The organism is Pseudomonas fulva, from assembly GCF_023517795.1.
GTDB classification, from domain to species: Bacteria; Pseudomonadota; Gammaproteobacteria; order Pseudomonadales; family Pseudomonadaceae; genus Aquipseudomonas; species Aquipseudomonas fulva_D.
Genome location: NZ_CP082928.1, coordinates 4934144 through 4957804 on the forward strand (window position 1 = coordinate 4934144; position 23661 = coordinate 4957804).

Below are 23661 nucleotides of genomic sequence, written 5' to 3' on the forward strand. Positions count from 1 at the left end.
TTGCGTGGGCGTCGTTTGCCGCCCACGCCGTGAAGAAAAATGGAGCCACCGATGGACGAGAAACAACGCTACGACGCCGGCATGCAGGTGCGCCGTGCGGTGCTGGGCGATGCCCACGTCGACCGCAGCCTGGAAAAACTGACGCCGTTCAACGAAGAGTTCCAGGAGATGATCACCCGTCACGCCTGGGGCGATATCTGGACGCGCCCGGGGCTGCCACGCCATACCCGCAGCCTGGTCACCATCGCCATGCTGATCGGCATGAACCGCGAGGGCGAATTGAAGCTGCACCTCAAGGCCGCCAAGAACAACGGCGTGACCCGCGAGGAGATCAAGGAAGTGATCATGCAGAGCGCGATCTACTGCGGCATTCCCGCGGCCAACGCCACTTTCCACCTGGCCGAAGAGCTGTGGGACGAAGTCGGCGTCGAGTCGCTTAACAAGGCCTGACGTCGTAGCGGTCTGCAGAGCCCCGCCCAAGCGGGGCTTTTTGTTGTCCGGCGATTACTCGTACTCACTGACGCCTGCCGCATGCCGGGCCGCGACATAGCCGAAGGTCAGTGCCGGGCCCAGGTTGATGCCGCCGGAGGGATAGTGGCCGCCGAACGCGCTGGCCATGTCGCTTCCGGCGGCGTAGAGGCCGGGGATCGGCTGGCCATCGGCATCCAGCACCCGGGCACTGCCATCGGTCTTGAGGCCGGCGAAGGTGCCGAAGCAGCCGGGCTGCACCTTCACCGCGTAGAACGGGCCATGTTCGATGGGCGCCACGCAGGGGTTGGTGCCCGGGTGAAGTGGGTCGCCCTGCTTGCGGTTGAAGGCGGTGCTACCGCGACCGAACTGCGGGTCTTCGCCATTGCGGGCATGTCGATTGAAGGCGGCCAGCGTGGTCGTCAGGCCCATCGGGTCGATGCCGCAGTCGAGGGCCAGCTGCTCGATGGTCGCCGCACGTTGCAGGTAGCCGCTGCGCAGCATGGGCCACAGCGGCACGGGCGCCGGGCGGGCGAAGCCCAGGCCGTAGCGGCGCTGGAAACGATGATCGCAGATCAGCCAGGAACACACCGGCTGGCCCTCCGGCACCTGTTCGACCATCGCCGCCACGTAGTCGTAGTAGCCGTGGGCTTCGTTGACGAAGCGCTTGCCGCTGGCCAGCACGCCGATGATGCCGGGCTTGCCGCGTTCGATGATGTGTGGGAAGTGGCCGATGCTGCCGTCGCGGTGCGGCACCCGGGACACCGGTGCCCAGGCGACCGGCGATTTCAGCCGGGTATCGACCTGGGCACCCAGCGCTTCGCCCAGGCGCAGGCCATCGCCCGAGCAGGAGGTCGGCGGCAGGGCCAGGTTTTCGGTGCCGCTGGTATCGCGGGGAAACAGCTGCTGGCGCCGTTGCGGATCGTTGGCGAAACCGCCGGCCGCCAGCACCACGGCACGGGCTCCGATGAAGTGCTCGCCGTCCGCACGGCGCAGCGTGGCGCCGCTGATACGGCCCTCTTGTTGATGCAGGCTGATCACTGGCGCGGACTCGATCATCGTCACGCCCAGGTCGGCGGCCGAGCGGGCCAGCCGGGCGACCAGCGCGACGCCGTTGACCAGGTGCATGGCGCGGCCATAACGGGCCAGGTGATAGAGGTGGGTGGCGAAACGGCGGGTCACGTGCCACAGCGCTTTCGCTGAGCGGGTCATGCTCAGGAAGGCCGCCAGGTCGGCGCCGGCCATGATCGGCATGCCCATGAACGAGGTTTCGCGCAGGGTCCTGCGCAGGCGCGGCAGCAGGTCGAGCACTTCGCGGCCGTCATAGGGCGCGGCGATCACCTGATGGCCACCGGTGGCGGCGCCGGGCGTGTCGCCATGCATGTCGGGAATGCCGTTGCCGTCGGCGAACTGCAGTGCGGTATGCCGTTCGAAGAACGCCACCATCTGCGGGCAGGCGTCGAGAAAGGCCCTGAGGCGGGCTTCGTCGAAATGCTCGCCCAGCTCATGACGCAGGTAGGTAAGGGGCTGCTCGATGTCTTCGTGAATGCCGGCACGCTGCGCCAGCGGGTTGCGCGGCACCCAGGCCCAGCCGCCGGACCAGGCGGTGGCGCCGCCGAATACCGGGTCCTTTTCCACCAGTACCACGTGCTGACCATGCCAGGCAGCGGTTACCGCCGCGGCCAGGCCGGCGGCACCGGAGCCGACCACCAGCAGGTCGCAGTGTTGAGGCAGCGGGGTGGTGGGCGTGGCGGGCATGGAAGGCTCCTGAGGGATTATGATTATTTTTGGAATCGGGTTCCATATATTAAGTTGGCGCGCGGTTTGTCGCCAAGCTTCGGCCCGGCGCTTGATGTTTGCTCGCGCCGACCCCATCTGCTGGGCTGCAACCCTCTCGCCATCAGCCTTCGAGCCCGCCATGAAATCGTTTTTGTCCGTTCGCCAGCGCGATGCTCTGCGCACATCGTGGGCGTTTATCGCCCCTTATCGCGGGCGCGTGGCCGGTGCGCTGCTGGCGCTGATGTTCACCGCCGCCATCACCCTGTCCATGGGCCAGGGCATCAAGCTGCTGGTCGATCAGGGGCTGGCCACGCAATCGCCGGGGGCGCTACGTCATTCGATCCTGCTGTTCTTCGTGCTGGTGCTGGCCCTGGCGGTGGGTACCTACACACGCTTCTACCTGGTGTCCTGGTTGGGCGAGCGGGTAGTGGCGGACATCCGCAAGCGGGTGTTCGATCACCTGGTCGGCCTGCACCCCGGCTTCTACGCCCACAACCGCGCCTCGGAAATCCAGTCGCGGCTGACCGCCGATACCACCTTGCTGCAGTCGGTGATCGGCTCGTCGCTGTCGATGGCGCTGCGCAACCTGATCATGCTGGTCGGCGGCATGATCCTGCTGGTGGTCACCAACCCCAAGCTCAGCGCCATCGTGCTGGCCGCGCTGCCACTGGTGGTGGCGCCGATCCTGCTCTTCGGCCGCCGCGTGCGTGAGCTGTCGCGCCAGAGCCAGGATCGCATCGCCGATGTCGGCAGCTACGTCAGCGAAGTGCTCGGGCAGATCAAGACCGTGCAGGCCTACAACCACCAGGCCGAGGATCGCCGGCGTTTCGGCCTGTCCGCCGAGGCGGCGTTCGACACGGCGCGCAAGCGCGTGGCCCAGCGCGCCTGGCTGATCACCGTGGTGATCGTGCTGGTGCTCGGCGCGGTGGGCGTGATGCTCTGGGTCGGCGGCATGGACGTGATCGCCGGGCGGATCAGCGGCGGCGAGCTGGCGGCCTTCGTGTTCTACAGCCTGATCGTCGGTTCCTCGTTCGGCACCCTCAGCGAGGTGATCGGCGAACTGCAGCGCGCCGCCGGCGCCGCCGAACGGATCAGCGAACTGCTCGCAGCACGCAACGAGATCCATGCGCCGCTCGACGGCGCGCTGATTCCGGCGCAGCCCGCGGAAGGACGTATCGAGGTGCAGGGCCTGTCCTTCGCCTATCCGACGCGCCCCGACAGCCTGGCGCTGCAAGGCATCACGCTGGCGGTCGAGCCTGGTGAAACCCTGGCCATCGTCGGCCCGTCCGGGGCCGGCAAGTCGACGCTGTTCGACCTGCTGCTGCGTTTCTACGATCCGCTGCAGGGGCGCATCCTGATCGATGGCCTGCCGATCGAGCAGCTCGACCCGCACGCCCTGCGCGCGAACTTCGCGCTGGTCTCCCAACACCCGGCACTGTTCTTCGGCAGCGTGGAAGACAACATCCGCTACGGGCGCCTGGACGCCAGCAGCGCGGACGTGCAGGCCGCTGCCCGGGCGGCCCATGCCCACGAATTCATCGAGCGCTTGCCCCAGGGCTACCAGACCCACCTGGGTGACGCCGGCCTGGGGCTTTCTGGCGGCCAGCGCCAGCGCCTGGCGATCGCCCGGGCGCTGTTGGTGGATGCGCCGATCCTGCTGCTCGACGAAGCCACCAGCGCCCTGGATGCCGAGAGCGAGCACCTGATCCAGCAGGCGCTGCCCGAGCTGATGCGCGGGCGCACCACCCTGGTGATCGCCCACCGCCTGGCCACGGTAAAGAGCGCCGACCGCATCGCGGTCTTCGATCAGGGGCAGTTGGTGGCACTGGGCAAACATGCCGAACTGGTCGCCAGCAATCCGCTGTATGCGCGGCTGGCGCAGTTGCAGTTCGTGGAGAAGAGTTAGGGGAGGGCGCCGGTGGCGGCGTTTAGTGTGTGGTGGGTCGGTGAAGCGTTACGCAACTGATTAATCAGGCCGTGGGAGCGGGCGGGGACGCCTAGTCCATGCCCGCGATTCGCGCGTATGGCCCGCTCCCACAAAGCTGGTCGGACGGGAGCATCTGCCCAGCCTCGCTATTGCGAGGTATGGATCAAGAAGCTCTCCATGTGAGCAAGCTCGCCTTAGCCGTTGACCAGGCTCAAGAACTCGCTGCGGGTCGCGGCATTCGCGCGGAATTCGCCGAGCATCACCGAGGTGACCATGGAGGAGTTCTGCTTTTCCACGCCGCGCATCATCATGCACATGTGCTTGGCTTCGATGACCACCGCCACGCCCAGCGCACCGGTGACCTGCTGAACCGCTTCGGCGATCTGCCGGCTCAGGCTTTCCTGGATCTGCAGGCGGCGGGCATACATGTCGACGATGCGCGCGACCTTGGACAGGCCCAGCACCTTGCCATTGGGAATGTAGGCGACATGGGCCTTGCCGATAAAGGGCAGCAGGTGATGCTCGCACAGCGAATACAGCTCGATATCCTTGACCACCACCATCTCGCTGGCGTCGGAGCTGAACAGCGCACCGTTGGTGACTTCTTCCAGGGTCTTTTCATAGCCATTGCACAGGTACTGCATGGCCTTGGCGGCGCGCTTGGGCGTGTCGAGCAGGCCTTCCCGGGAAACGTCTTCGCCGAGCTGGCCGAGGATGGCGGTGTAATGCTGTTCGAGGGTGTTGCGGCTAGAGTCCATGCGGCTTCCAGTGGTTTGCGGATATCAATGAGCGGCTGCCTGGCCCCGCTGCCGGCATACTGCGCTTGGCATTGGGGGCGAGGCGGGCGGCAATTGTAATCCGCTCGCAGCGATTTACCGAGCCTTTATAGCGCCCGATGCATCGCTGCGTCTGTCAGCGCTGGCTTACTTGGCGGCGTGGGCTGCCAGGCAGGTGTCGAGCATGCGGTTGGAAAACCCCCATTCGTTGTCGTACCAGGCCAGGACCTTGACCAGCCGGCCATTCACCTTGGTGTGGTTGGCGTCGAAGATCGACGACAGCGGGTTGTGGTTGAAGTCGCAGGACACCAGCGGCAGCGTGTTGTAGCCCAGTACCGGGGATTGCTCGGCAGCCGCCTTGAGCAGGGCGTTGACTTCCTCGACGCTGGTATCGCGCTGCACCTGGAGGGTCAGATCGACCAGCGACACGTTGATCACCGGCACGCGCACCGCCATGCCGGTCAGGCGTCCGGCCAGTTCCGGCAGTACCAGGCCGACCGCTTCGGCGGCGCCGGTCTTGGTGGGGATCATCGACTGGGTGGCCGAACGCGCCCGGAAGGGGTCGCTGTGGTAGACGTCGGAGAGGTTCTGGTCGTTGGTGTAGGCGTGGATGGTGGTCATCAGCCCGCTGTCGATGCCCAGCTCGCGCTGCAGCACCTGGGCCACCGGTGCCAGGCAGTTGGTGGTGCAGGAGGCATTGGAGATGATCTGCTGATCGGCGCGCAGGCTGCCCTCGTTGACGCCGTAGACGATGGTCGCATCCGCGCCCTTGGCCGGTGCCGAGATAATCACCTTGCGTGCGCCGGCACTCAGGTGGGCGGCTGCCTTGTCGCGTTCGGTGAACAGGCCGGTGCATTCGAACACCACGTCGACGTCGAGATCCTTCCATGGCAGGTCGGCAGGATTACGGATCGCGCTGACCGCGATGCGGTCACCATTGATAAGCAGGTTCTGCCCGTCCACCTCGACGTCGGCGTCGAAAATGCCGTGTACGCTGTCGTATTTGAGCAGGTGGGCATTGATGGCGCTGTCGCCCAGGTCGTTGATGGCGACGACTTGCAGTTTTTCGCGGTAGCTCTGGGTATAGAGTGCCCGCAGCACGTTACGGCCGATACGGCCGAAACCATTGATGGCAATTCGCAATGTCATGAGCGTCGATCCTTATATGTTGTTTTAAAAACAAGATTATTCTCATGAAAGTAGAAATCAAGCGTTTTAGCTGTCAATATTTTGATAAAAATACAATTCGAAGTGCTACCTGTTAGCCGGAGTGGACACCATGCATCCCCGCATCCTCGAGGTAACCGACCGCCTGATCGCCCGCAGCCGCGCCACCCGTGAGCGTTACCTGGCGCAGATGGCCGCCGCCGACAGCCAGGGCCCGCACCGCGGCGCGCTGCAATGTGCCAATTTCGCCCACGGCGTGGCTGGTTGTGGTTCGGCCGAAGACAAGCAGCGCCTGCGCCTGATGAACGAAGCCAACGTTGGCATCGTCACCGCCTACAACGACATGCTCTCCGCCCACCAGCCCTACGAACATTACCCCGAACTGATCAAGCAGGCGTTGCGCCAGGTCGGCTCCGTGGGCCAGGTGGCCGGCGGCGTGCCGGCGATGTGCGACGGCGTCACCCAGGGTGAACCGGGCATGGAACTGAGCCTGGCCAGCCGTGAGGTGATCGCCATGTCCACCGCCGTGGCGCTGTCGCACAACATGTTCGATGCGGCGATGCTGCTGGGTATCTGCGACAAGATCGTGCCGGGGCTGATGATCGGCGCGCTGCGTTTCGGCCACCTGCCGATGATCTTCGTGCCGGGCGGGCCGATGCCCTCGGGCATTCCCAACAAGGAAAAGGCCGAGGTGCGCCAGCTCTACGCCGAGGGCAAGGCGACCCGCGAGGAGCTGCTCGAGTCGGAGATGAAGTCCTACCACAGTCCCGGCACCTGCACCTTCTATGGCACCGCCAACACCAATCAGGTGGTCATGGAAATCATGGGCCTGCACCTGCCGGGCTCGTCCTTCGTCAACCCGTACACGCCGCTGCGTGACGCGCTGACCGCCGAGGCGGCCCACCAGGTGGTGCGCCTGACCCGCCAGGGCGGCGAGTACACGCCGCTGTGCCGGATCATCGACGAGAAGGCCATCGTCAACTCGGTGGTGGCGCTAAACGCCACCGGCGGCTCGACCAACCATACGCTGCATATCCCGGCCTTCGCCCGTGCCGCCGGCATCCAGCTGACCTGGCAGGACATGGCCGATCTGTCCGCCGTCACCCCGACGCTGGCCAAGGTTTACCCCAACGGCCAGGCCGACGTGAACCACTTCCATGCCTGCGGCGGGGTGCCGTTCATGGTGCGCACTCTGCTCGACGCCGGCCTGCTGCACGAGGATGTCTACACCGTCGCCGGTCACGGGCTGTCGCGCTATACTCAGGAGCCGTTCCTCGAGGACGAGCGCCTGGTCTGGCGCCAGGGCCCGGAGCAGAGCCTGGATCGCAACATTCTGCGCAGCGTGCCGGAAGCCTTCTCGCCCGAAGGTGGGCTGCGGGTGCTGACCGGCAACCTCGGCAATGGCGTGGCCAAGGTCTCGGCGGTGGCGCCGGAGCATCGGGTGGTCGAGGCGCCGGCACGGGTGTTCGAGACCCAGGTCGAGCTGGCCGAGGCCTTTAAGGCCGGCGAGCTGGAGCGTGACTTCGTTGCCGTGGTGCGTTTCCAGGGGCCGAAGGCCAATGGCATGCCGGAGCTGCACAAACTCACGCCGTACCTGGGCATCCTGCAGGACCGCGGCTTCAAGGTGGCGCTGGTCACCGATGGGCGGATGTCCGGCGCGTCGGGCAAGGTGCCGGCAGCCATTCACGTCAGCCCCGAGGCCTGGGATGGTGGGCCGCTGGCGCGGGTGCGCGACGGTGACCTGATCCGTGTCGATGGCGTGACTGGGCATCTGCAGGTGCTGGTCGACGATATCGCCTGGAACGCCCGCGAGATCGCGCCGCGCCCGCAAGGCACCGGCGTCGGTTGTGGCCGTGAGCTGTTCGCCTTCATGCGCGCCGCGTTCAGCCCCGCCGAAGAGGGCGCCAGTGCCTTCACCGCCGAACTGGATTCGCTGCGATGAGCCTGGCCCTGGTTGGCGATATCGGTGGCACCAATGCACGTTTCGCCCTGTGGCGCGACGGTGGCCTGCATTCGGTACGGGTGTCGGCGACAGCCGATCACGCCACCGTCGAACAGGCCATCGCCGCTTATCTTGCAGCCGAAGGCCTGGCACTCGGCGAGGTGGAGACCATCTGCCTGGCCTGCGCCGGACCGGTGGAGGTCGATCCCTTTCGTTTCACCAACAATGCCTGGCGTATCGATCGCAAGGCGTTCCGTGCCGAACTGCAGGTGCGCGAGCTGCTGCTGATCAACGATTTTTCCGCCATGGCCCTGGGCATGACCTGCCTGCAGGACGATGAGTACATCACCGTCTGTCCGGGCGTGGCGCAGCCGGGGCGGCCGGCGGTGGTGATCGGTGCCGGCACCGGCCTGGGCGTCGGCACCTTGCTGAGCCTGCCCGATGGCAGCTGGCATGCCTTGCCGGGTGAGGGCGGCCACGTCGACCTGCCGGTGGGCAGCAACCGCGAGGCGTTGATCTGGCAGGCGCTGCACCGCCAGCTCGGCCACGTCAGCGCCGAGGCCGGCGCGCTCAGTGGCAATGGGCTGCTGGCACTGTACCGCGCCACCTGCGCGGTGGATGGTCAGCCGGCTTCCCTGCAGAGCGCGGCGCAGGTCACCCGCGCTGCGCTGGAGGGCGAGCCGCTGGCGGGCAATGTGCTGGAGCTGTTCTGCTGCCTGCTTGGCCGTGTGGCCGGCAACAACGTGCTGACCCTGGGGGCGCGAGGCGGGGTGTTTATCGCCGGTGGCATGGTGCCGCGCTTCGCCGACTTCTTCATGGCCAGCGGCTTTTCGCGCTGCCTGCGCGACAAGGGCTGCATGAGCGATTACTTTGACGGCCTGCCGGTATGGCTGGTGACGGCGCCCTACCCAGGCCTGGTCGGTGCGGGGGTGGCGGCTGAGCAACACCTGCAACGGAGCGATTAGGCCAATCCTTTGTCCAAGCGTCGCCCATAAGAACAACAAGGATTATCGATGTGAGCCCCACCGGAAAATCGATCCTGCTGGTCGACGATGACCAGGATATTCGTGAACTGCTGCAAACCTACCTCGGCCGCGCCGGCCTGCAGGTGCGGGCCGTGGCCGATGGTGCCGGGTTTCGCGAGGCCCTTTGCGAGGGCGGTGCGGACCTGGTGATTCTCGACGTGATGCTGCCCGACGAGGACGGCTTCAGCCTGTGCCGCTGGACCCGGGAACACCAGCGCTTCGCCCAGGTGCCGATCATCATGCTCACCGCCAGCTCCGACGAGGCCGACCGGGTCATCGGCCTGGAGCTGGGCGCCGACGATTACCTCGGCAAGCCGTTCAGCCCGCGCGAGCTGCTGGCGCGTATCAAGGCACTGCTACGCCGGGTGAATTTCGCCCAGGAGCGTGGTGCGGAGGTGCTGGTGTTCGACGACTGGCGCCTGGACATGGTCAGCCACCGGCTGTTTCATCTCGATGGCGAGGAGGTGCTGTTGTCGGGGGCCGACTTCGCGCTGCTCAAGCTGTTTCTCGATCACCCGCAACAGATCCTCGACCGCGATACCATCGGCAATGCCACCCGCGGGCGCGAAATGATGCCGCTCGAGCGCATCGTCGACATGGCGGTGAGTCGCCTGCGCCAGCGTTTGCGTGACACCAGCAAGCCGCCGCGGCTGATCCGTACCGTACGCGGCAGCGGCTACCAGCTGGCGGCCAGCGTTAGCGCCCAGGCCGGCAATGCGCGCTGACTGGCGTCGGCTGCTGCCGATTCCACGTTCGTTGCTGGGCCGCATGTTGCTGCTGACGCTGCTCTCGGTGCTGGCTGCGCAGACCCTGTCCAGCGCCATCTGGCTGTCGCAGCTGCGCGCCACCCAACTCGAGGGGCTGGTGACCGCCGCACGCAGCCTGGCCCATTCGATGTCCGCCAGCGTGCGTTATTTCCGTTCGCTGCCGGTGGCCTACCGGCCCATGGTGCTCGACCAGTTGCGCAGCATGGGCGGCACCCGTTTCGTGGTCAGCCTCAACGACCGGCCACTGGCCATGCAACTGTTGCCCGACACGCCGCGCAAGCTGGCGGTGACCGAGGCGGTGAGCGAGGTGCTGCGGGCATCCCTGGGCAACAGCGCGGATATTTCCGTGACCTTCGTCAGCCCCGACGACCTGCGCATCTTCAATGGTGGCCTGAAGCTCGACGAGCTGCCGCGTTCCTGGGCCCATTACGCGTTGACCCTGGAACCGGTCAACCCGCCGGTGCTGGTTACCCAGATCCAGTTGGCCCCCGGCGAGTGGCTGTATATCGCCTCGCTGTTGCCCGAGCCCTACACCAGCCTGGAGGAGCCGGTGCTGCCCACCCAGCAGCTGTGGTTCATCCTGCTCAGCAGCGGTTTCCTGCTGTTGTTCATCGGCATTCTGGTGCGCTGGCAGAGCCGCCCGCTCAAGCGCCTGGCGCGCGCGGCACGGCACTTGTCGCTGGGCGCCGATATCCAGCCGGTGGAGGAGACCGGCGGCAAGGAGGTAGTCGAAGTGGCGCGTGCCTTCAACGCCATGCGCGAGCGTATCAGCCGCTACCTGACCGAGCGCGCCCAGCTGTTCAGCGCCATTTCCCACGACCTGCGCACGCCGATCACCCGGCTGCGCCTGCGCGTCGAACTGCTCGACGACGACGCCCTGCAGACCAAGTTCGGCCGCGACCTCGACGAGCTGGAGTTGCTGGTCAAGGGCGCGCTGCAATGCGTCAAGGACACCGACATCCACGAGAACATCGAACCGGTGGACCTCAACCAGCTGTTGCACTGCCTGGTCGAGCCGTGCCTGGCGCCGGCAGGCAACGGCCGCGTGACCCTGCATGGCGAGGCCCAGGCGGCCTATCTCGGCAAGCCCCTGGCGCTGCGGCGCTGCATCGGCAACCTGATCGACAATGCGCTCAAGTACGGTCACCGCGCCCACCTGCATGTCGAGGATGACGACGAGGCCTACGTGCTGCACGTCGACGACGAGGGGCCGGGGGTGCCCGAGCAGCGCCTGGAGCAGGTGTTCGAGCCACACTTTCGCCTGGCCGGGCAGCAGCAGGGCTACGGCCTGGGGCTCGGCATCGCACGCAACATCGCCCACAGCCATGGCGGTGAGGTGAGCCTGCAGAACCTGCGCGAGGGCGGGCTGCGGGTGACCCTGCGGCTGCCGCGGATGCCGGATTGAATGTCACCGTCCGGTGACAAAGCTGCAGGCCTTCGTTACCTGGAGTGCCCTGGCGCGCCAGTAGACTCGGATCAGACAACGGCCCACGAGCCTGCCGGGCAGGTCGCCCCGGATGCAGGCGCGTTTGCATGGAATAACAATAATGATCACACCCCCATTACCCGCTGACAGCTGGCTGGTCGAGCCGGCTCATCTGGCCTGGCTGAATGCCGAAGGCCTGCGCCTGCTGCCATTTGCCCGTGCCGCCAAGGTCGAGGATGGTTTTGCCGCCCTCGATGAAAAAGGACAGCTACCGGCAAATGCCGTCGCCGAGCTGATCCACACCACCCGCATGACGCACTGCTTCGCCCTGGCGCACCTGCAGGGCATTGCCGGCCATGACGCGCTGGTCGACCACGGCGTTGCCGCGCTGCAGGGCAAGTTGCACGACGAAGTGGCCGGTGGCTGGTTCGCCGATGCCAGTCGCAGCGGCGACAAGAGCGCCTACCTGCACGCCTTCGTGGCCCTGGCTGCCAGCTCCGCCCAGGTGGCCGGTCGGCCCGGAGCCGATGCACTGCTGGCCGAGGCGATCAGGGTCCTCGAAGAGCATTTCTGGAGCGAGGAAGAGGGCGCCCTGCGCGAGAGCTTCAGCCGCGACTGGTCCCAGGAAGAAGCCTACCGCGGCGCCAACAGCAACATGCATGGCGTGGAGGCCTTTCTGGCCCTGGCCGACGCCACCGGCGACAGCATCTGGCTGCAGCGCGCGCTGCGTATCGCCGAGCGGCTGATCCACGAACATGCCGCCTCCCGAGGGCATGCCGTAATCGAGCATTTCGACCGCCAGTGGCAGGCGCTGCCGGCGTACAACGCCGACAACCGCGCCGATCCATTCCGGCCTTATGGCAGCACGCCCGGTCACAGTTTCGAGTGGGCACGCCTGCTGCTGCACCTGGAGGCCGCCTTGGCGCATGCGGGTCTCGCTGCGCCAGGCTGGCTGCTCGACGATGCCCGCGGCCTGTTCGCCAGTGCCTGCCGCGATGCCTGGCATGCCGATGGCGCACCTGGGCTGGTGTACACCCTCGACTGGCAGGCGCAGCCGGTGGTGCGCGCGCGTCTGCACTGGGTGCAGGCGGAAGCCAGCGCGGCAGCGGCGGCCTTGCTGCGGCGCACCGGGGAGACAGAGTACGAGCAGTGGTACCGGTGCTTCTGGGAGTTCACCGGCCGGCATTTCATCGACCTGCACCAGGGCAGCTGGCACCACGAGCTCGACACGGCTAACCGGCCGGCGGCCAGTATCTGGCCCGGCAAGCCCGACCTGTATCACGCCTACCAGGCCGTTCTGCTGCCGCGGATTGCACTGGCGCCGAGCCTGGCCACGGCCTGTTCGCGCATGTAACCAGGTGGTGACATTTATGCATCGCTTCGTTACCTGTGTGCCCGCGAACCCTGATTACACTCCCTGCAACGCAAGCGCCATGACTTGCCGCTAACAACAAGAAAGGTACTTCGATGAACGCGATCACCCGTCTCGCTACTGCCGTTTCTCTCGCCTCCCTGTTTCCCCTCACCGCGCTGGCGGCCGACTCCAAAGGTACGGTCGAAGTCGTGCATTGGTGGACCTCCGGTGGCGAAGCGGCAGCCGTGAAGGTTCTGCGTGAGCTGGTCGAAAAGGACGGCTACACCTGGAAGGACAGCGCCGTGGCCGGTGGTGCCGGCTCCGCCGCGATGACCGTACTCAAGACCCGCGTGGTCTCCGGCAACCCACCAGGCGCTGCACAGATCAAAGGGCCGGACCTGCAGGAGTGGGGCGCGCTGGATCTGCTCGCCCCGCTGGATGACGTGGCCAAGGCCAACAACTGGGATGGCCTGCTCTCGAAAACCGTTTCCAACACCGTGAAGTACGACGGCCACTACGTCGCCGTGCCGGTGAACATCCATCGCGTCAACTGGCTGTGGATCAACCCGGCGGTGTTCAAGAAGGCCGGTATCGACAAGGCGCCGACCACCCTGGACGAACTCTACGCCGCCGGCGACAAGCTCAAGGCCGCCGGCTTCACGCCCCTGGCCCACGGCGGCCAGCCGTGGCAGGACAGCACCGTGTTCGAAGGCCTGGTGCTCGGCATCATGGGCGCCGAGGGCTACCACAAGGCGTTCGTCGAGAACGACGAGGCGACCCTGACCAGCCCGCAGATGACCGAAGTGTTCACCGCGCTGAAGAAACTCTCCACCTACATGGACGACAACCGCGCCGGCCGTGACTGGAACCTGGCCACTGCCGAAGTCATTGACGGCAAGGCCGGCATGCAGATCATGGGCGACTGGGCGAAGAGCGAGTGGACCGCCGCCGGCAAGCTGGCCGGCAAGGACTACCAGTGCGTACCGATGCCGGGCACCGCGGGCAGCTACACCTACAACATCGACTCCCTGGCCATGTTCAGGCTGAAGAAAGAGGGCGACATCGCCGCTCAGCACGCCCTGGCACGGATCGCCCTGGAGCCCGAGTTCCAGTACGTGTTCAACGAGAACAAGGGCTCGATCCCGGTGCGTTCGGACCTGGACATGAACAAGTTCGACAGCTGCGCCCAGGCCTCCATGAAGGATTTCCAGGAGGCCGACAAGGCCGGCAAGCTGGAGCCGAGCATGGCCCACAGCATGGCCACCAACCTGGCGGTGCAGGGGGCGATCTTCGATGTGGTCACCAACTTCATGAGCGACAAGAACGCCGACCCGAGCAAGGCCGGTGCGCAGATCGCCGCGGCGATCAAGTCGGCGCAGTAGCGTGAGGCGGGCCGTCGTCCGGCGGCCCAGCTGATTTCACCATCCGTCCGTGCGCCAGGCACTGTGCCTGGCGTCGGCGGAGTTCGTCCCGAATTTCTCTACACAGGGTATGCCCGATGAGTGTCACGGCGGTAATCGGCAAGGCTTCACCCTTCGATGCGTTGCAGCGCTGGCTGCCCAAGCTGGTACTGGCGCCCACCATGCTGGTGGTGCTGGTGGGGTTCTACGGCTACATCCTGTGGACGGCGGTGCTGTCGTTCACCAATTCCAGCTTCATGCCCAGCTACAAGTGGGTGGGCCTGCAGCAGTACGTGCGTTTGCTGGACAACGACCGCTGGTGGGTCGCCAGCAAGAACCTGATGGTGTTCGGCGGCCTGTTCATCGGCATCAGCCTGGTGATCGGCGTGTTGCTGGCGGTGCTGCTCGATCAGCGCATCCGCCGCGAAGGCGTGATCCGCACCATCTACCTGTACCCCATGGCGCTGTCGATGATCGTCACCGGCACCGCCTGGAAATGGCTGCTCAACCCCGGCCTGGGCCTGGACAAGCTGCTGCGTGACTGGGGCTGGGAAGGCTTCCGCCTGGACTGGCTGGTGGACCCCGACCGGGTCGTCTACTGCCTGGTGATCGCGGCCGTGTGGCAGGCCTCGGGCTTCGTCATGGCGTTGTTCCTGGCCGGGCTGCGCAGCGTCGACCAGTCGATCATCCGCGCCGCCCAGGTGGACGGCGCGAGCTTGCCGACCATCTACCTGCGCATCGTGCTGCCAAGCCTGCGACCGGTGTTCTTCAGCGCGGTGATGATCCTCGCCCACATTGCCATCAAGAGCTTCGATCTGGTGGCGGCGATGACCGCAGGCGGGCCTGGCTACGCCTCCGATCTGCCGGCGATGTTCATGTACAACTTCACCTTCAGCCGCGGCCAGATGGGCATCGGCTCGGCCAGCGCGATGCTGATGCTCGGCGCGATCCTGGCCATTCTGGTGCCGTACCTCTACTCGGAATTGCGAGGCAAGCGCCATGACTAAGGCCTTCAGTCCAAGCCGCCTGGCGATTCACGCCACCCTGTTGTTCGCCGCCGCGCTGTACCTGGTGCCGCTGGTGGTGATGCTGCTGACCAGCTTCAAGACCCCCGAGGACGTGCGCGCCGGCAACCTGCTGTCGCTGCCCGACGTGTTCACCCTGATCGGCTGGGTCAAGGCCTGGGACGTGGTCGGCGGGCACTTCTGGAACTCGGCGAAGATGGCCATTCCCGCGGTGCTGATCTCCACGGCGATCGGCGCGCTCAACGGCTACGTGCTGTCGATGTGGCGCTTCCGTGGCTCGCAGCTGTTCTTCGGGTTGCTGCTGTTCGGCTGCTTCCTGCCGTTCCAGACCATCCTGCTGCCGGCCTCGTTCACCCTCGGCAAGTTCGGCCTGGCCAACACCACCGTCGGCCTGGTGCTGGTCCACGTGGTCTATGGCATCGCCTTCACCACGCTGTTCTTCCGCAACTTCTACGTCAGCGTGCCGGATGCCCTGGTCAAGGCGGCGCGCCTGGATGGCGCCGGGTTCTTCACCATCTTCGGGCGCATCCTGCTGCCCATGTCGGTGCCGATCATCATGGTCTGCCTGATCTGGCAGTTCACCCAGATCTGGAACGATTTCCTGTTCGGCGTGGTGTTCGCCAGTGGCGACGCCCAGCCGATTACCGTGGCCCTCAACAACCTGGTCAACACCAGCACCGGGGCCAAGGAATACAACGTGGACATGGCCGCGGCGATGATCGCCGGGCTGCCGACCCTGCTGGTGTACATCCTGGCGGGCAAGTACTTCCTGCGCGGCCTCACGGCTGGCGCGGTAAAGGGTTGAAAGCGGCTGCGCTCGCTCGCGGTGCTTTCGAAGTGGAGAGAAGTAAATGGCAACGCTCGAACTGCGCAACGTCAACAAGTCCTACGGCAGCGGCCTGACGGACACGCTCAAACGCATCGATCTGAAGATCGACGATGGCGAATTCCTGATTCTGGTCGGCCCCTCGGGCTGCGGTAAATCGACCCTGATGAATTGCATCGCCGGCCTGGAGAGCATCAGCAATGGCGCCATTCTGGTCGACGACGCCGATATCAGCGGCATGAGCCCCAAGGATCGCGACATCGCCATGGTGTTCCAGTCCTATGCGCTGTACCCGACCATGAGCGTGCGCGACAACATCGCCTTCGGCCTGAAGATGCGCAAGTTGCCCGCGGCGGCCATCGACGAGGAGGTGGCCCGGGTCGCCAAGCTGCTGCAGATCGAACACCTGCTGGCGCGCAAACCCGGCCAGCTCTCCGGCGGCCAGCAGCAGCGCGTGGCCATGGGCCGTGCGTTGGCGCGGCGGCCGAAGATCTACCTGTTCGATGAGCCGCTGTCGAACCTCGACGCCAAGCTGCGGGTGGAGATGCGCACCGAAATCAAGCTGATGCACCAGCGCCTGAAGACCACCACGGTGTACGTCACCCACGACCAGATCGAAGCCATGACCCTGGGCGACAAGGTGGCGGTGATGAAGGAGGGCGTGATCCAGCAGTTCGGCACCCCGCAACAGATCTACAACGACCCGGCCAACCAGTTCGTGGCCAGCTTCATTGGCTCGCCGCCGATGAACTTCATCCCCGTGCCGCTGCAGCGCCGCGACGGTCAGGTGTGGGCGCTGCTCGCGTCGTCCATCGGCCGCTGCGAGCTGCCCCTGGGCGAGCTGCCGGAAGGCACGGAGCAGCGTGCCATGCTGCTCGGCGTACGCCCGGAGCAGGTGCAGCTCGCCGCCGGTGCGGCACAGGCGACTGCGTTGCCTGCGCAGGTGGAAGTCACCGAGCCCACCGGGCCGGACACCCTGGTGTTCGTCACCGTCAACGACAGCAAGCTGTGCTGCCGCCTGGCGCCGGATCAGGCGCCGCCGGTCGGTCAGCACCTGGCGCTGCACATCGATGCCTCCCGGGCGCTGCTGTTCGACGCCCAGAGTGGCGAGCGGGTGCGGCCCCTGGCCCGTGCGGCACAGCCAGACAACGTCACCTCGTTAACGAATCGTTGAGAAGGAGTCGGCCTCGTAGTCCTGATGCCGGCATTGCAAAGCGGTAACAACAATAAAAAACTGCAGGAGAGGATATGAAACGATCAGCAGGTATCGGTCTGGCCATGGCGCTGGGCTCCCTGACACTGCCGGTTACGGGCATGGCGCTGGAGTTTTCCGGCTACGTGCGCAGCGGCGCCGGCACGGCCGATGGCAATGGCCGGCAGTCATGCTTCCAGCTGCCGGGTGCGCGTTCCAAGTACCGCTTGGGTAACGAGTGCGAGCACTACGCCGAGCTGGATCTGCGCCAGGATCTGTTCACGCTCGACGATGGCTCGGTGCTGAGCATCGAGGGCATGGCCCAGCTGTTCAACGAGTACGGCCACACGCCGAAATTCACCGGTGACCACGGCACCGCGCGGATGAACCAGATGTACGCCGAGTGGAGCAACATGCCGGCACTCAACGGCGGTTCGCTATGGGCCGGGCGACGCTTCTACAAACGTAACGACATTCATATCTCCGACTTCTACTACTGGAACCAGAGCGCCACCGGTTTCGGTATCGACGAGATGAAGATCGGTGACTACAAGTACAGCTACGTGTTCTCGCGCAAGGACAGCTACGACCAGAAGGAATACATCAACCGCCATGACTTCAACGTCGGCGGCTTCGTGACCAACCCCGGCGGCGAGATCGAGGTGGGCGTCAGCTACATCGACAAGCCATCCTCCGTCGAGGATTCGAACAGCGGCTGGGCGGTCACCGGCCAGCACGTGCAGAAGAACTTCCTCGGCCTGGGCGGCGACAACAAACTGGCCCTGCAGTACGGCGAAGGGCCGGGTACCGGCCTGGGCTACACCGGCGACCCGACCCTGGATCGCGGTGCCAAGAGCTGGCGCGTGGTCGAATTCTTCGACTTCCAGCTGACCCCGCGCCTGGGCGGCCAGGTGCAGGCGGTGTACCAGAAGGACAAACGTGAAGATGGCGGCGACCAGGACTGGTGGTCGGTGGGCGGACGCACCAGCTATGCCTTCACCCAGCAGTTCAAGCTGGTCGGCGAGATCGGCCATGACCAGGTGGATGCGTCCGGCGGTACCCGCAAACTGAGCAAGTTCACCGTGGCGCCCACCTGGTCGCCGAATGGCCCCGGCTTCTTCGAACGCCCGGAAATTCGCCTCTATTACACCTACGCCACCTGGAACAAGGCGGCGCAGGAGGCGGCGAACCTGCTGGCCGAGGGCTCGGCGCTGTCGGACACCGGTGCGTTCGGTAGCGCACGCAATGGCTCCAACTTCGGTGTGCAGGTGGAGTACTGGTGGAAATAAGCGGCAAGCTGCAAGTAGGGGCGTGGGCGCGGTGGCGACCATCGCTCTTGTAGCTCGCGGCTTGCGGCCCGCAGCTAAAGTGGCTCTTCGCTGGCCGGATAACGGCTGGCGTTGAGGCTCTCCTTGATCTTGCGCAGGTGCGGCTGGAAATCCGCGCCGCGGCGCAGGGTCATGCCGGTTGCCAGCACATCGAGCACGGTCAGCTGGATGATCCGCGAGGTCATCGGCATGTAGATGTCGGTGTCTTCGGGCAGCGGAATGTGCACGCTGAGGCTGCAGGCCTGGTCCAGCGGCGAGCCGGCAGCGGTCAGGCCGAGCACCGAGGCACCATTCTCCCGGGCCAGGCGCGCCACCTCGACCAGCTCGCGGGTGCGGCCGGTGTAGGAAATGATCACGAACAGATCGCCCGTATGCGCCACCGAGGCGAGCATGCGCTGCATCAGCACGTCGGCATGGGCCGATACCGCCAGGTTGAAGCGAAAGAACTTGTGCTGGGCGTCCAGGGCCACCGGTGCCGAGGCGCCGAGGCCGAAGAAGTGGATCTGCCGGGCCTGGATCAGCAGGTCGACGGCACGGCTGATCAGGTTGGCATCCAGGCTTTGCCAGGCGCTGTCCAGCGAGGCGATGGCACTGCCGAAGATCTTGCGGGTATAGGCCTCGGGGCCGTCATCGGCTTCCACCGCGCGGCTCACGTAGGCCGCGCCGCTGGCCAGGCTCTGGGCCAGCTGCATCTTCAGTTCCGGGTAACCGTTGACGCCGAACGACCGGCAGAAGCGGTTGACCGTCGGCTCGCTGACCTGGGCGGCCTGGGCGAGGGCGGCGATGCTCAGGCGGGTGGCCTGCTGCGGGTTGAGCAGGATCACTTCGGCGACCTTGCGTTCGGCCTTGTTGAGGCTCTCGAGGCGGCCCTGGATCTGTTCGAGAAGGTTGCGCACGCGATCCATTGTTGTCCTTGTCCGATGAAATGCCGGGTTATCCTAAGCCGGGGCTGGTCTACTGGCTACCCGCTCGACGCACTCTACGAATATGTTGTGTTTATTACTACATTTCCGGTTGCGAAATGGTGGATTACCCGCTATCAATAGGGCAACTTTAGAAGAACAAAGATCATGTCGATGATTCCTGTTGAGCCTTGCACCCTCGCTCTGTTCGGCGCCCTGGGCGACCTGGCATTGCGCAAGCTGTTTCCCGCCCTCTACCAGCTCGACCGCGCCGGGCTGCTGCACGAGGATACCCAGTTGCTCGCCCTGGCGCGCGACGGTGGCGACCCCGACAAGCACTTGAGCACCATCGATGCCCATCTGCGCCGCTACCTGCCGGCTCCGGAGCTCGATGAGGCGGTGATGCAACGCTTCCAGGCGCGCCTGCGCTACCTGAGCATGGAGTTCCTGCCGCCGGATAGTTATCCGCAACTGGCCGAAGCGGTGGGCAGCGGCCGTCAACTGATCGCCTACTTCGCCACGCCGGCCTCGGTGTACGGCGGCATCTGCGCCAACCTCGCGGCGGTCGGCCTGGCCGAGGGCACCCGGGTGGTGCTGGAAAAACCCATCGGCCACGACCTGCACTCGTCGCGCGCGGTCAACGATGCGGTGGCCGCCTATTTCCCGGAAACCCAGGTCTATCGGATCGACCATTACCTGGGCAAGGAAACGGTGCAGAACCTGATCGCCCTGCGTTTCGCCAACAGCCTGTTCGAAACCCAGTGGAACCAGAACCACATCACCCACGTGGAAATCACCGTGGCGGAGAAGGTCGGCATCGAAGGCCGCTGGGGCTATTTCGACAAGGCCGGCCAGCTGCGCGACATGATCCAGAACCACCTCTTGCAACTGCTCTGCCTGATCGCCATGGACCCGCCCGGCGACCTGTCGGCCGACGCCATCCGGGACGAAAAGGTCAAGGTACTCAAGGCCCTGGAGCCGATGACCGCCGAGCAGCTGTCACGCCACGTGGTGCGTGGCCAGTACGTGGCCGGCACCAGCGACGGCAAGCCGGTGCCCGGCTACCTGGAAGAAGAGAATTCCAACGCCCAGAGCGACACCGAAACCTTCGTCGCCCTGCGTGCCGACATCCGCAACTGGCGCTGGGCCGGGGTGCCGTTCTACCTGCGCACCGGCAAGCGCATGGCGCAGAAGCTGTCGCAGATCGTCATCCACTTCAAGGAGCCGCCGCATTACATCTTCGCCCCGGAACAGCGGCAGTTGATCGGTAACAAGCTGATCATCCGCCTGCAGCCGGACGAGAGCATTTCCCTGCAGGTGATGACCAAGGACCAGGGCCTGGACAAGGGCATGCAGCTGCGCAGCGGTCCGCTGCAGCTGAATTTCTCCGCGACCTACAAGAGTGCGCGGATCCCCGATGCCTACGAGCGCCTGCTGCTGGAAGTGATGCGCGGCAACCAGAACCTGTTCGTGCGCAAGGACGAAATCGAGCACGCCTGGCAGTGGTGCGATCAATTGATCGACGGCTGGAAAAAACTCGGCGACCCACCCAAACCCTATGTCGCCGGCACCTGGGGGCCGATGAGCTCCATCGCCCTGATCACTCGCGACGGGAGGGCCTGGTATGGCGATCTCTGACCTCGAATTCCCCGTGGGCGTGGTCGCCCGCAGCCACAGCGATTCGCAGCAACTGGCCCAGGCTCTGGCCGAGAACGTGGCCGGTGCGCTGCGCGATGCCATCGACAGCCATGGCCAGGCCACCCTGGTGGTCTCCGGCGGGCGCAGTCCGATCGCCTTTTTCCAGGCGCTCTCCCAGCAGCCCTTGTCCTGGGCCAAGGTGCTGGTGAGCCTGGCCGACGAGCGCTGGGTACCGACCAGCCACGAAGACAGCAACGAGGCACTGGTGCGCCGCCACCTGCTGCAAGGGCCGGCTGCCGCGGCGCAGTTGCTGGGGCTCTATCGGAGCGCCGCGACCCTCGAGCAGGCCGCGCAGCTTGCCGAGCAGGCGCTGCGCGACCTGCCGACTATCGACGTGCTGATCCTGGGCATGGGCACCGACGGCCATACCGCCTCGTTGTTTCCCGACAGCCCCAATCTGGACGAGGCACTCAGCGATGAATGCCCGCGCCGTTGCCTGCCGATGCTGGCACCGAGCGTACCCCACCAGCGCCTGACCCTGACCCTGCCGCTGCTCAAGGCGGCGCGCCTGCCGCTGCTGGCCATCGAGGGGCAGGGCAAGCTCGAGGTGCTCGAGCAGGCCCTGCAGCAAGACAATCACAAGAACATGCCGATCAGCGCGTTTCTGCGCGCGCCGCTCGAAATCTACTGGTGCCCCTGAGGCCCGAAAGGAACACGACCATGACACAAGCCATCAGCCGCCCAGCCCCGACCATGGCGGAGAAGATCGACAGCATCGACGCGCTTTGCGCCCGGGCGCGGATCATGCCGGTGATCACCATCGCCCGGGAGGAAGACATCCTGCCAATGGCCGATGCCCTGGATGCCGGCGGCCTGCAGGTGCTGGAAATCACCCTGCGCTCGCCCCACGGGCTGACCGCCATCCGCCGCCTGCGCGAGGAGCGCCCGCACCTGTGCGTGGGCGCCGGCACGGTGCTCGATCGCCATATGCTGGGCGCGGTGGAAGAGGCCGGTGCGCAGTTCGTGGTCAGCCCCGGCTGCACCGATGACCTGCTGCGCGCCGCGCTGGAGAGCCCGGTGCCGATGCTGCCGGGCGTGGCCAGCGCCTCGGAGATCATGGTCGGCTACGCCCTGGGCTATCGCCGCTTCAAGCTGTTCCCGGCCGAGGTCTGTGGCGGCACCGCCGCGCTCAAGGCGCTGGGCGGCCCGTTCGGCGATATCCGCTTCTGCCCGACTGGCGGCGTCGGCCCGGCCAACCTGCAGCGCTACATGGCACTGCCCAACGTGATGTGCGTGGGTGGCAGCTGGATGCTCGACAGCAGCCAAGGCTGGGACGCCGTGCGCCAGGCCAGCGCCGACGCGCTCGCTCTGCTGGACTGAATCGCGGCCCGCATGCCCTGAACATCCCTGTCGCCGGCTCGATGCCTCTGTCGAACCGGCGTCGTCATTTCCGAGGTTCGCGAATGACCCTGCGCATCAGCAAAGACACCCGCCTGTGCATGTCGCTGTCCGGGCGGCCAGGTAATTTCGGCACGCGCTTTCAGAATTATCTGTACCGCGAGCTGGAGCTGGATTACCTGTACAAGGCCTTCACCACCAGCGATCTGCCGGCGGCCATCGGCGGCATTCGCGCCCTTGGCGTTCGCGGCTGCGCGGTGTCGATGCCGTTCAAGGAAGCCTGCATCAGGCACCTCGACGGCCTGCACGAGTCGGCGGCGACGCTGCAGTCGGTCAATACCATCGTTGCCGATGACGGCCGCCTGACCGGTTACAACACCGACTACAGCGCGGTGGTGAAACTGCTGCACAAGCATGGCGTACCGACCAGCAGCCGCTACGCCCTGCGCGGCAGCGGCGGCATGGCCAAGGCCGTGGCCTGCGCGCTGCGCGACAGCGGCTTCGCCGACGGCTCTATCGTCGCCCGCAACGAGGCGGCGGGCAGGGCGCTGGCCGAGCAGTGCGGCGTGCATTGGCGCGAGGCATTGGGCGACGAGCCGGCAGCGTTGCTGGTCAACGTTACGCCCCTTGGCATGCGCGGCGCCGAGGCCGACCAGCTGGCGTTCGACGAGCAGGCGGTGGAGGCGGCGAACTGGGTATTCGATGTGGTGGCCGTACCGGTGGAAACCCCGCTGATTCGCCTGGCCCGCTCCCTGGGCAAACCGGTGATCACCGGCGGCGAAGTGATCGTGCTGCAGGCCGTCGAGCAATTCGTGCTGTACACCGGCGTACGCCCCGATGACGAGCTGATCGAGCGGGCGGCGCGCTTCGCCCTGGCCGACTAGCAAGGCCTCTCTCGATGCCGCGTTACGACCGGAATCCTGCCTCCGGTCACTTAAAGTTTGCACTTTCCCTTTCCCGGCCAAGTCGTAAAAGGTGTAGGGCATGGCGCTGCGTCGAGCGCTCTGCCAGACGCTGGCTTCGCCGCAGCGCCATGCCCTGCATCCGACCGGAACGCCTTATCCAGGCTTCCGATGCCAGGCGCGCCGCTAACCGGCGGCCGTCGACAGAAAAGCAAGGAGATAGCCATGGGCTTGGGAACCATACTGCTGATCATTCTGATCCTGATGCTGATTGGTGCCATCCCGGCATGGCCGCATAGCCGCAGCTGGGGCTACGGGCCTACCGGCGGTCTGGGACTGGTGCTGGTTATCGTGCTGGTGCTGCTGCTACTGGGCTACATATGAGCCAGCGCCTGCATCGCTGATGCAGGCGTAGCCGT

21 protein-coding genes are annotated in these 23661 nt (G+C 65.8%); 17 read left to right on the forward strand and 4 right to left on the reverse strand.

The window, feature by feature from the left end:
• Positions 1–51: 51 nt before the first annotated feature.
• Complete coding sequence (gene pcaC, locus K8U54_RS22795; protein WP_249907940.1) at positions 52–450, forward strand: 4-carboxymuconolactone decarboxylase; 399 nt, start codon at positions 52–54, stop codon at positions 448–450.
• Positions 451–504: 54 nt separating this feature from the next.
• On the opposite strand, the gene K8U54_RS22800 is transcribed toward pcaC, so the two are convergent.
• Positions 505–2226, reverse strand: a complete 1722-nt coding sequence (locus tag K8U54_RS22800; RefSeq protein ID WP_249907941.1) for an FAD-dependent oxidoreductase — start codon at positions 2224–2226, stop codon at positions 505–507.
• Positions 2227–2386: 160 nt separating this feature from the next.
• Between K8U54_RS22800 and K8U54_RS22805 the strand changes: the two genes are divergently transcribed.
• On the forward strand, positions 2387–4153 hold the full coding sequence (locus tag K8U54_RS22805; RefSeq protein ID WP_249907942.1) for an ABC transporter transmembrane domain-containing protein: 1767 nt from the start codon (positions 2387–2389) through the stop codon (positions 4151–4153).
• Positions 4154–4368: 215 nt separating this feature from the next.
• Here the strand turns inward: K8U54_RS22805 and folE are convergent, their stop codons facing one another.
• Together folE and gap are read right to left on the reverse strand one after the other, a co-directional pair.
• Positions 4369–4932, reverse strand: coding sequence for a GTP cyclohydrolase I FolE (gene folE / locus K8U54_RS22810; protein ID WP_070886249.1), 564 nt, complete (start codon positions 4930–4932; stop codon positions 4369–4371).
• 165 nt (positions 4933–5097) lie between these two features.
• The gene (gene gap / locus K8U54_RS22815) at positions 5098–6099 is read right to left on the reverse strand and encodes a type I glyceraldehyde-3-phosphate dehydrogenase (RefSeq protein WP_249907943.1); all 1002 of its coding nucleotides are present in this window, start codon (positions 6097–6099) and stop codon (positions 5098–5100) included.
• A 130-nt stretch (positions 6100–6229) separates the two neighbouring features.
• On the opposite strand from gap, the gene edd reads away from it, so the two are divergent.
• From edd to K8U54_RS22865, 10 genes are all read left to right on the forward strand, one after another.
• The gene (edd, locus tag K8U54_RS22820; RefSeq protein ID WP_249907944.1) at positions 6230–8059 is read left to right on the forward strand and encodes a phosphogluconate dehydratase; all 1830 of its coding nucleotides are present in this window, start codon (positions 6230–6232) and stop codon (positions 8057–8059) included.
• Complete coding sequence (locus K8U54_RS22825) at positions 8056–9024, forward strand: glucokinase (RefSeq protein ID WP_249907945.1); 969 nt, start codon at positions 8056–8058, stop codon at positions 9022–9024. Before edd ends, K8U54_RS22825 begins: the two co-directional genes overlap by 4 nt.
• A gap of 50 nt (positions 9025–9074) precedes the next feature.
• Positions 9075–9809, forward strand: a complete 735-nt coding sequence (locus K8U54_RS22830; RefSeq protein ID WP_249907946.1) for a response regulator — start codon at positions 9075–9077, stop codon at positions 9807–9809.
• Positions 9799–11256: an ATP-binding protein gene (locus K8U54_RS22835; RefSeq protein WP_283939389.1), complete on the forward strand. Its 1458-nt coding sequence runs from the start codon at positions 9799–9801 to the stop codon at positions 11254–11256. Before K8U54_RS22830 ends, K8U54_RS22835 begins: the two co-directional genes overlap by 11 nt.
• A gap of 142 nt (positions 11257–11398) precedes the next feature.
• Positions 11399–12631 (forward strand): AGE family epimerase/isomerase, encoded by a 1233-nt coding sequence (locus tag K8U54_RS22840; RefSeq protein ID WP_249907947.1) that lies wholly within the window; start codon positions 11399–11401, stop codon positions 12629–12631.
• A gap of 113 nt (positions 12632–12744) precedes the next feature.
• Entirely contained in the window at positions 12745–14013 is a 1269-nt protein-coding gene (locus K8U54_RS22845) for an ABC transporter substrate-binding protein (RefSeq protein ID WP_249907948.1), read from the forward strand.
• Between the two features lie 116 nt (positions 14014–14129).
• A complete protein-coding gene (locus K8U54_RS22850) occupies positions 14130–15038 on the forward strand; it encodes a carbohydrate ABC transporter permease (protein WP_249907949.1) in 909 nt (302 codons plus the stop codon).
• Positions 15031–15861, forward strand: coding sequence for a carbohydrate ABC transporter permease (locus tag K8U54_RS22855; protein WP_027905187.1), 831 nt, complete (start codon positions 15031–15033; stop codon positions 15859–15861). Before K8U54_RS22850 ends, K8U54_RS22855 begins: the two co-directional genes overlap by 8 nt.
• A 46-nt stretch (positions 15862–15907) precedes the next feature.
• Positions 15908–17056, forward strand: a complete 1149-nt coding sequence (locus K8U54_RS22860; RefSeq protein WP_249907950.1) for an ABC transporter ATP-binding protein — start codon at positions 15908–15910, stop codon at positions 17054–17056.
• 74 nt (positions 17057–17130) lie between these two features.
• Positions 17131–18363: a maltoporin gene (locus tag K8U54_RS22865; protein WP_249907951.1), complete on the forward strand. Its 1233-nt coding sequence runs from the start codon at positions 17131–17133 to the stop codon at positions 18361–18363.
• Positions 18364–18437: 74 nt separating this feature from the next.
• On the opposite strand, the gene K8U54_RS22870 is transcribed toward K8U54_RS22865, so the two are convergent.
• On the reverse strand, positions 18438–19298 hold the full coding sequence (locus K8U54_RS22870) for a MurR/RpiR family transcriptional regulator (RefSeq protein ID WP_249910503.1): 861 nt from the start codon (positions 19296–19298) through the stop codon (positions 18438–18440).
• Positions 19299–19472: 174 nt separating this feature from the next.
• On the opposite strand from K8U54_RS22870, the gene zwf reads away from it, so the two are divergent.
• From zwf to K8U54_RS22895, 5 genes are all read left to right on the forward strand, one after another.
• Positions 19473–20942, forward strand: a complete 1470-nt coding sequence (gene zwf, locus K8U54_RS22875) for a glucose-6-phosphate dehydrogenase (RefSeq protein WP_249907952.1) — start codon at positions 19473–19475, stop codon at positions 20940–20942.
• Positions 20929–21642 carry a 6-phosphogluconolactonase gene (pgl, locus tag K8U54_RS22880; protein WP_249907953.1) on the forward strand — a complete coding sequence of 238 codons (714 nt, stop codon included), beginning with the start codon at positions 20929–20931 and terminating at the stop codon, positions 21640–21642. The genes zwf and pgl overlap by 14 nt, the downstream gene beginning before the upstream one ends.
• A 20-nt stretch (positions 21643–21662) precedes the next feature.
• On the forward strand, positions 21663–22322 hold the full coding sequence (locus tag K8U54_RS22885; protein WP_249907954.1) for a bifunctional 4-hydroxy-2-oxoglutarate aldolase/2-dehydro-3-deoxy-phosphogluconate aldolase: 660 nt from the start codon (positions 21663–21665) through the stop codon (positions 22320–22322).
• Between the two features lie 83 nt (positions 22323–22405).
• Complete coding sequence (locus K8U54_RS22890; RefSeq protein ID WP_249907955.1) at positions 22406–23224, forward strand: shikimate 5-dehydrogenase; 819 nt, start codon at positions 22406–22408, stop codon at positions 23222–23224.
• A 243-nt stretch (positions 23225–23467) separates the two neighbouring features.
• Complete coding sequence (locus tag K8U54_RS22895; protein ID WP_004373322.1) at positions 23468–23626, forward strand: DUF3309 family protein; 159 nt, start codon at positions 23468–23470, stop codon at positions 23624–23626.
• The last annotated feature ends 35 nt before the right edge of the window (positions 23627–23661 follow it).

Bases quoted from the DNA above. Each gene is read 5' to 3' on its own strand.
- pcaC (WP_249907940.1), top strand. From the start codon at position 52: ATGGACGAGAAACAACGCTACGACGCCGGCATGCAGGTGCGCCGTGCG.
- K8U54_RS22800 (WP_249907941.1), bottom strand. From the start codon at position 2,226: ATGCCCGCCACGCCCACCACCCCGCTGCCTCAACACTGCGACCTGCTG.
- K8U54_RS22805 (WP_249907942.1), top strand. From the start codon at position 2,387: ATGAAATCGTTTTTGTCCGTTCGCCAGCGCGATGCTCTGCGCACATCG.
- folE (WP_070886249.1), bottom strand. From the start codon at position 4,932: ATGGACTCTAGCCGCAACACCCTCGAACAGCATTACACCGCCATCCTC.
- gap (WP_249907943.1), bottom strand. From the start codon at position 6,099: ATGACATTGCGAATTGCCATCAATGGTTTCGGCCGTATCGGCCGTAAC.
- edd (WP_249907944.1), top strand. From the start codon at position 6,230: ATGCATCCCCGCATCCTCGAGGTAACCGACCGCCTGATCGCCCGCAGC.
- K8U54_RS22825 (WP_249907945.1), top strand. From the start codon at position 8,056: ATGAGCCTGGCCCTGGTTGGCGATATCGGTGGCACCAATGCACGTTTC.
- K8U54_RS22835 (WP_283939389.1), top strand. From the start codon at position 9,799: ATGCGCGCTGACTGGCGTCGGCTGCTGCCGATTCCACGTTCGTTGCTG.
- K8U54_RS22840 (WP_249907947.1), top strand. From the start codon at position 11,399: ATGATCACACCCCCATTACCCGCTGACAGCTGGCTGGTCGAGCCGGCT.
- K8U54_RS22845 (WP_249907948.1), top strand. From the start codon at position 12,745: ATGAACGCGATCACCCGTCTCGCTACTGCCGTTTCTCTCGCCTCCCTG.
- K8U54_RS22850 (WP_249907949.1), top strand. From the start codon at position 14,130: ATGAGTGTCACGGCGGTAATCGGCAAGGCTTCACCCTTCGATGCGTTG.
- K8U54_RS22855 (WP_027905187.1), top strand. From the start codon at position 15,031: ATGACTAAGGCCTTCAGTCCAAGCCGCCTGGCGATTCACGCCACCCTG.
- K8U54_RS22860 (WP_249907950.1), top strand. From the start codon at position 15,908: ATGGCAACGCTCGAACTGCGCAACGTCAACAAGTCCTACGGCAGCGGC.
- K8U54_RS22865 (WP_249907951.1), top strand. From the start codon at position 17,131: ATGAAACGATCAGCAGGTATCGGTCTGGCCATGGCGCTGGGCTCCCTG.
- zwf (WP_249907952.1), top strand. From the start codon at position 19,473: ATGTCGATGATTCCTGTTGAGCCTTGCACCCTCGCTCTGTTCGGCGCC.
- pgl (WP_249907953.1), top strand. From the start codon at position 20,929: ATGGCGATCTCTGACCTCGAATTCCCCGTGGGCGTGGTCGCCCGCAGC.
- K8U54_RS22885 (WP_249907954.1), top strand. From the start codon at position 21,663: ATGACACAAGCCATCAGCCGCCCAGCCCCGACCATGGCGGAGAAGATC.
- K8U54_RS22890 (WP_249907955.1), top strand. From the start codon at position 22,406: ATGACCCTGCGCATCAGCAAAGACACCCGCCTGTGCATGTCGCTGTCC.
- K8U54_RS22895 (WP_004373322.1), top strand. From the start codon at position 23,468: ATGGGCTTGGGAACCATACTGCTGATCATTCTGATCCTGATGCTGATT.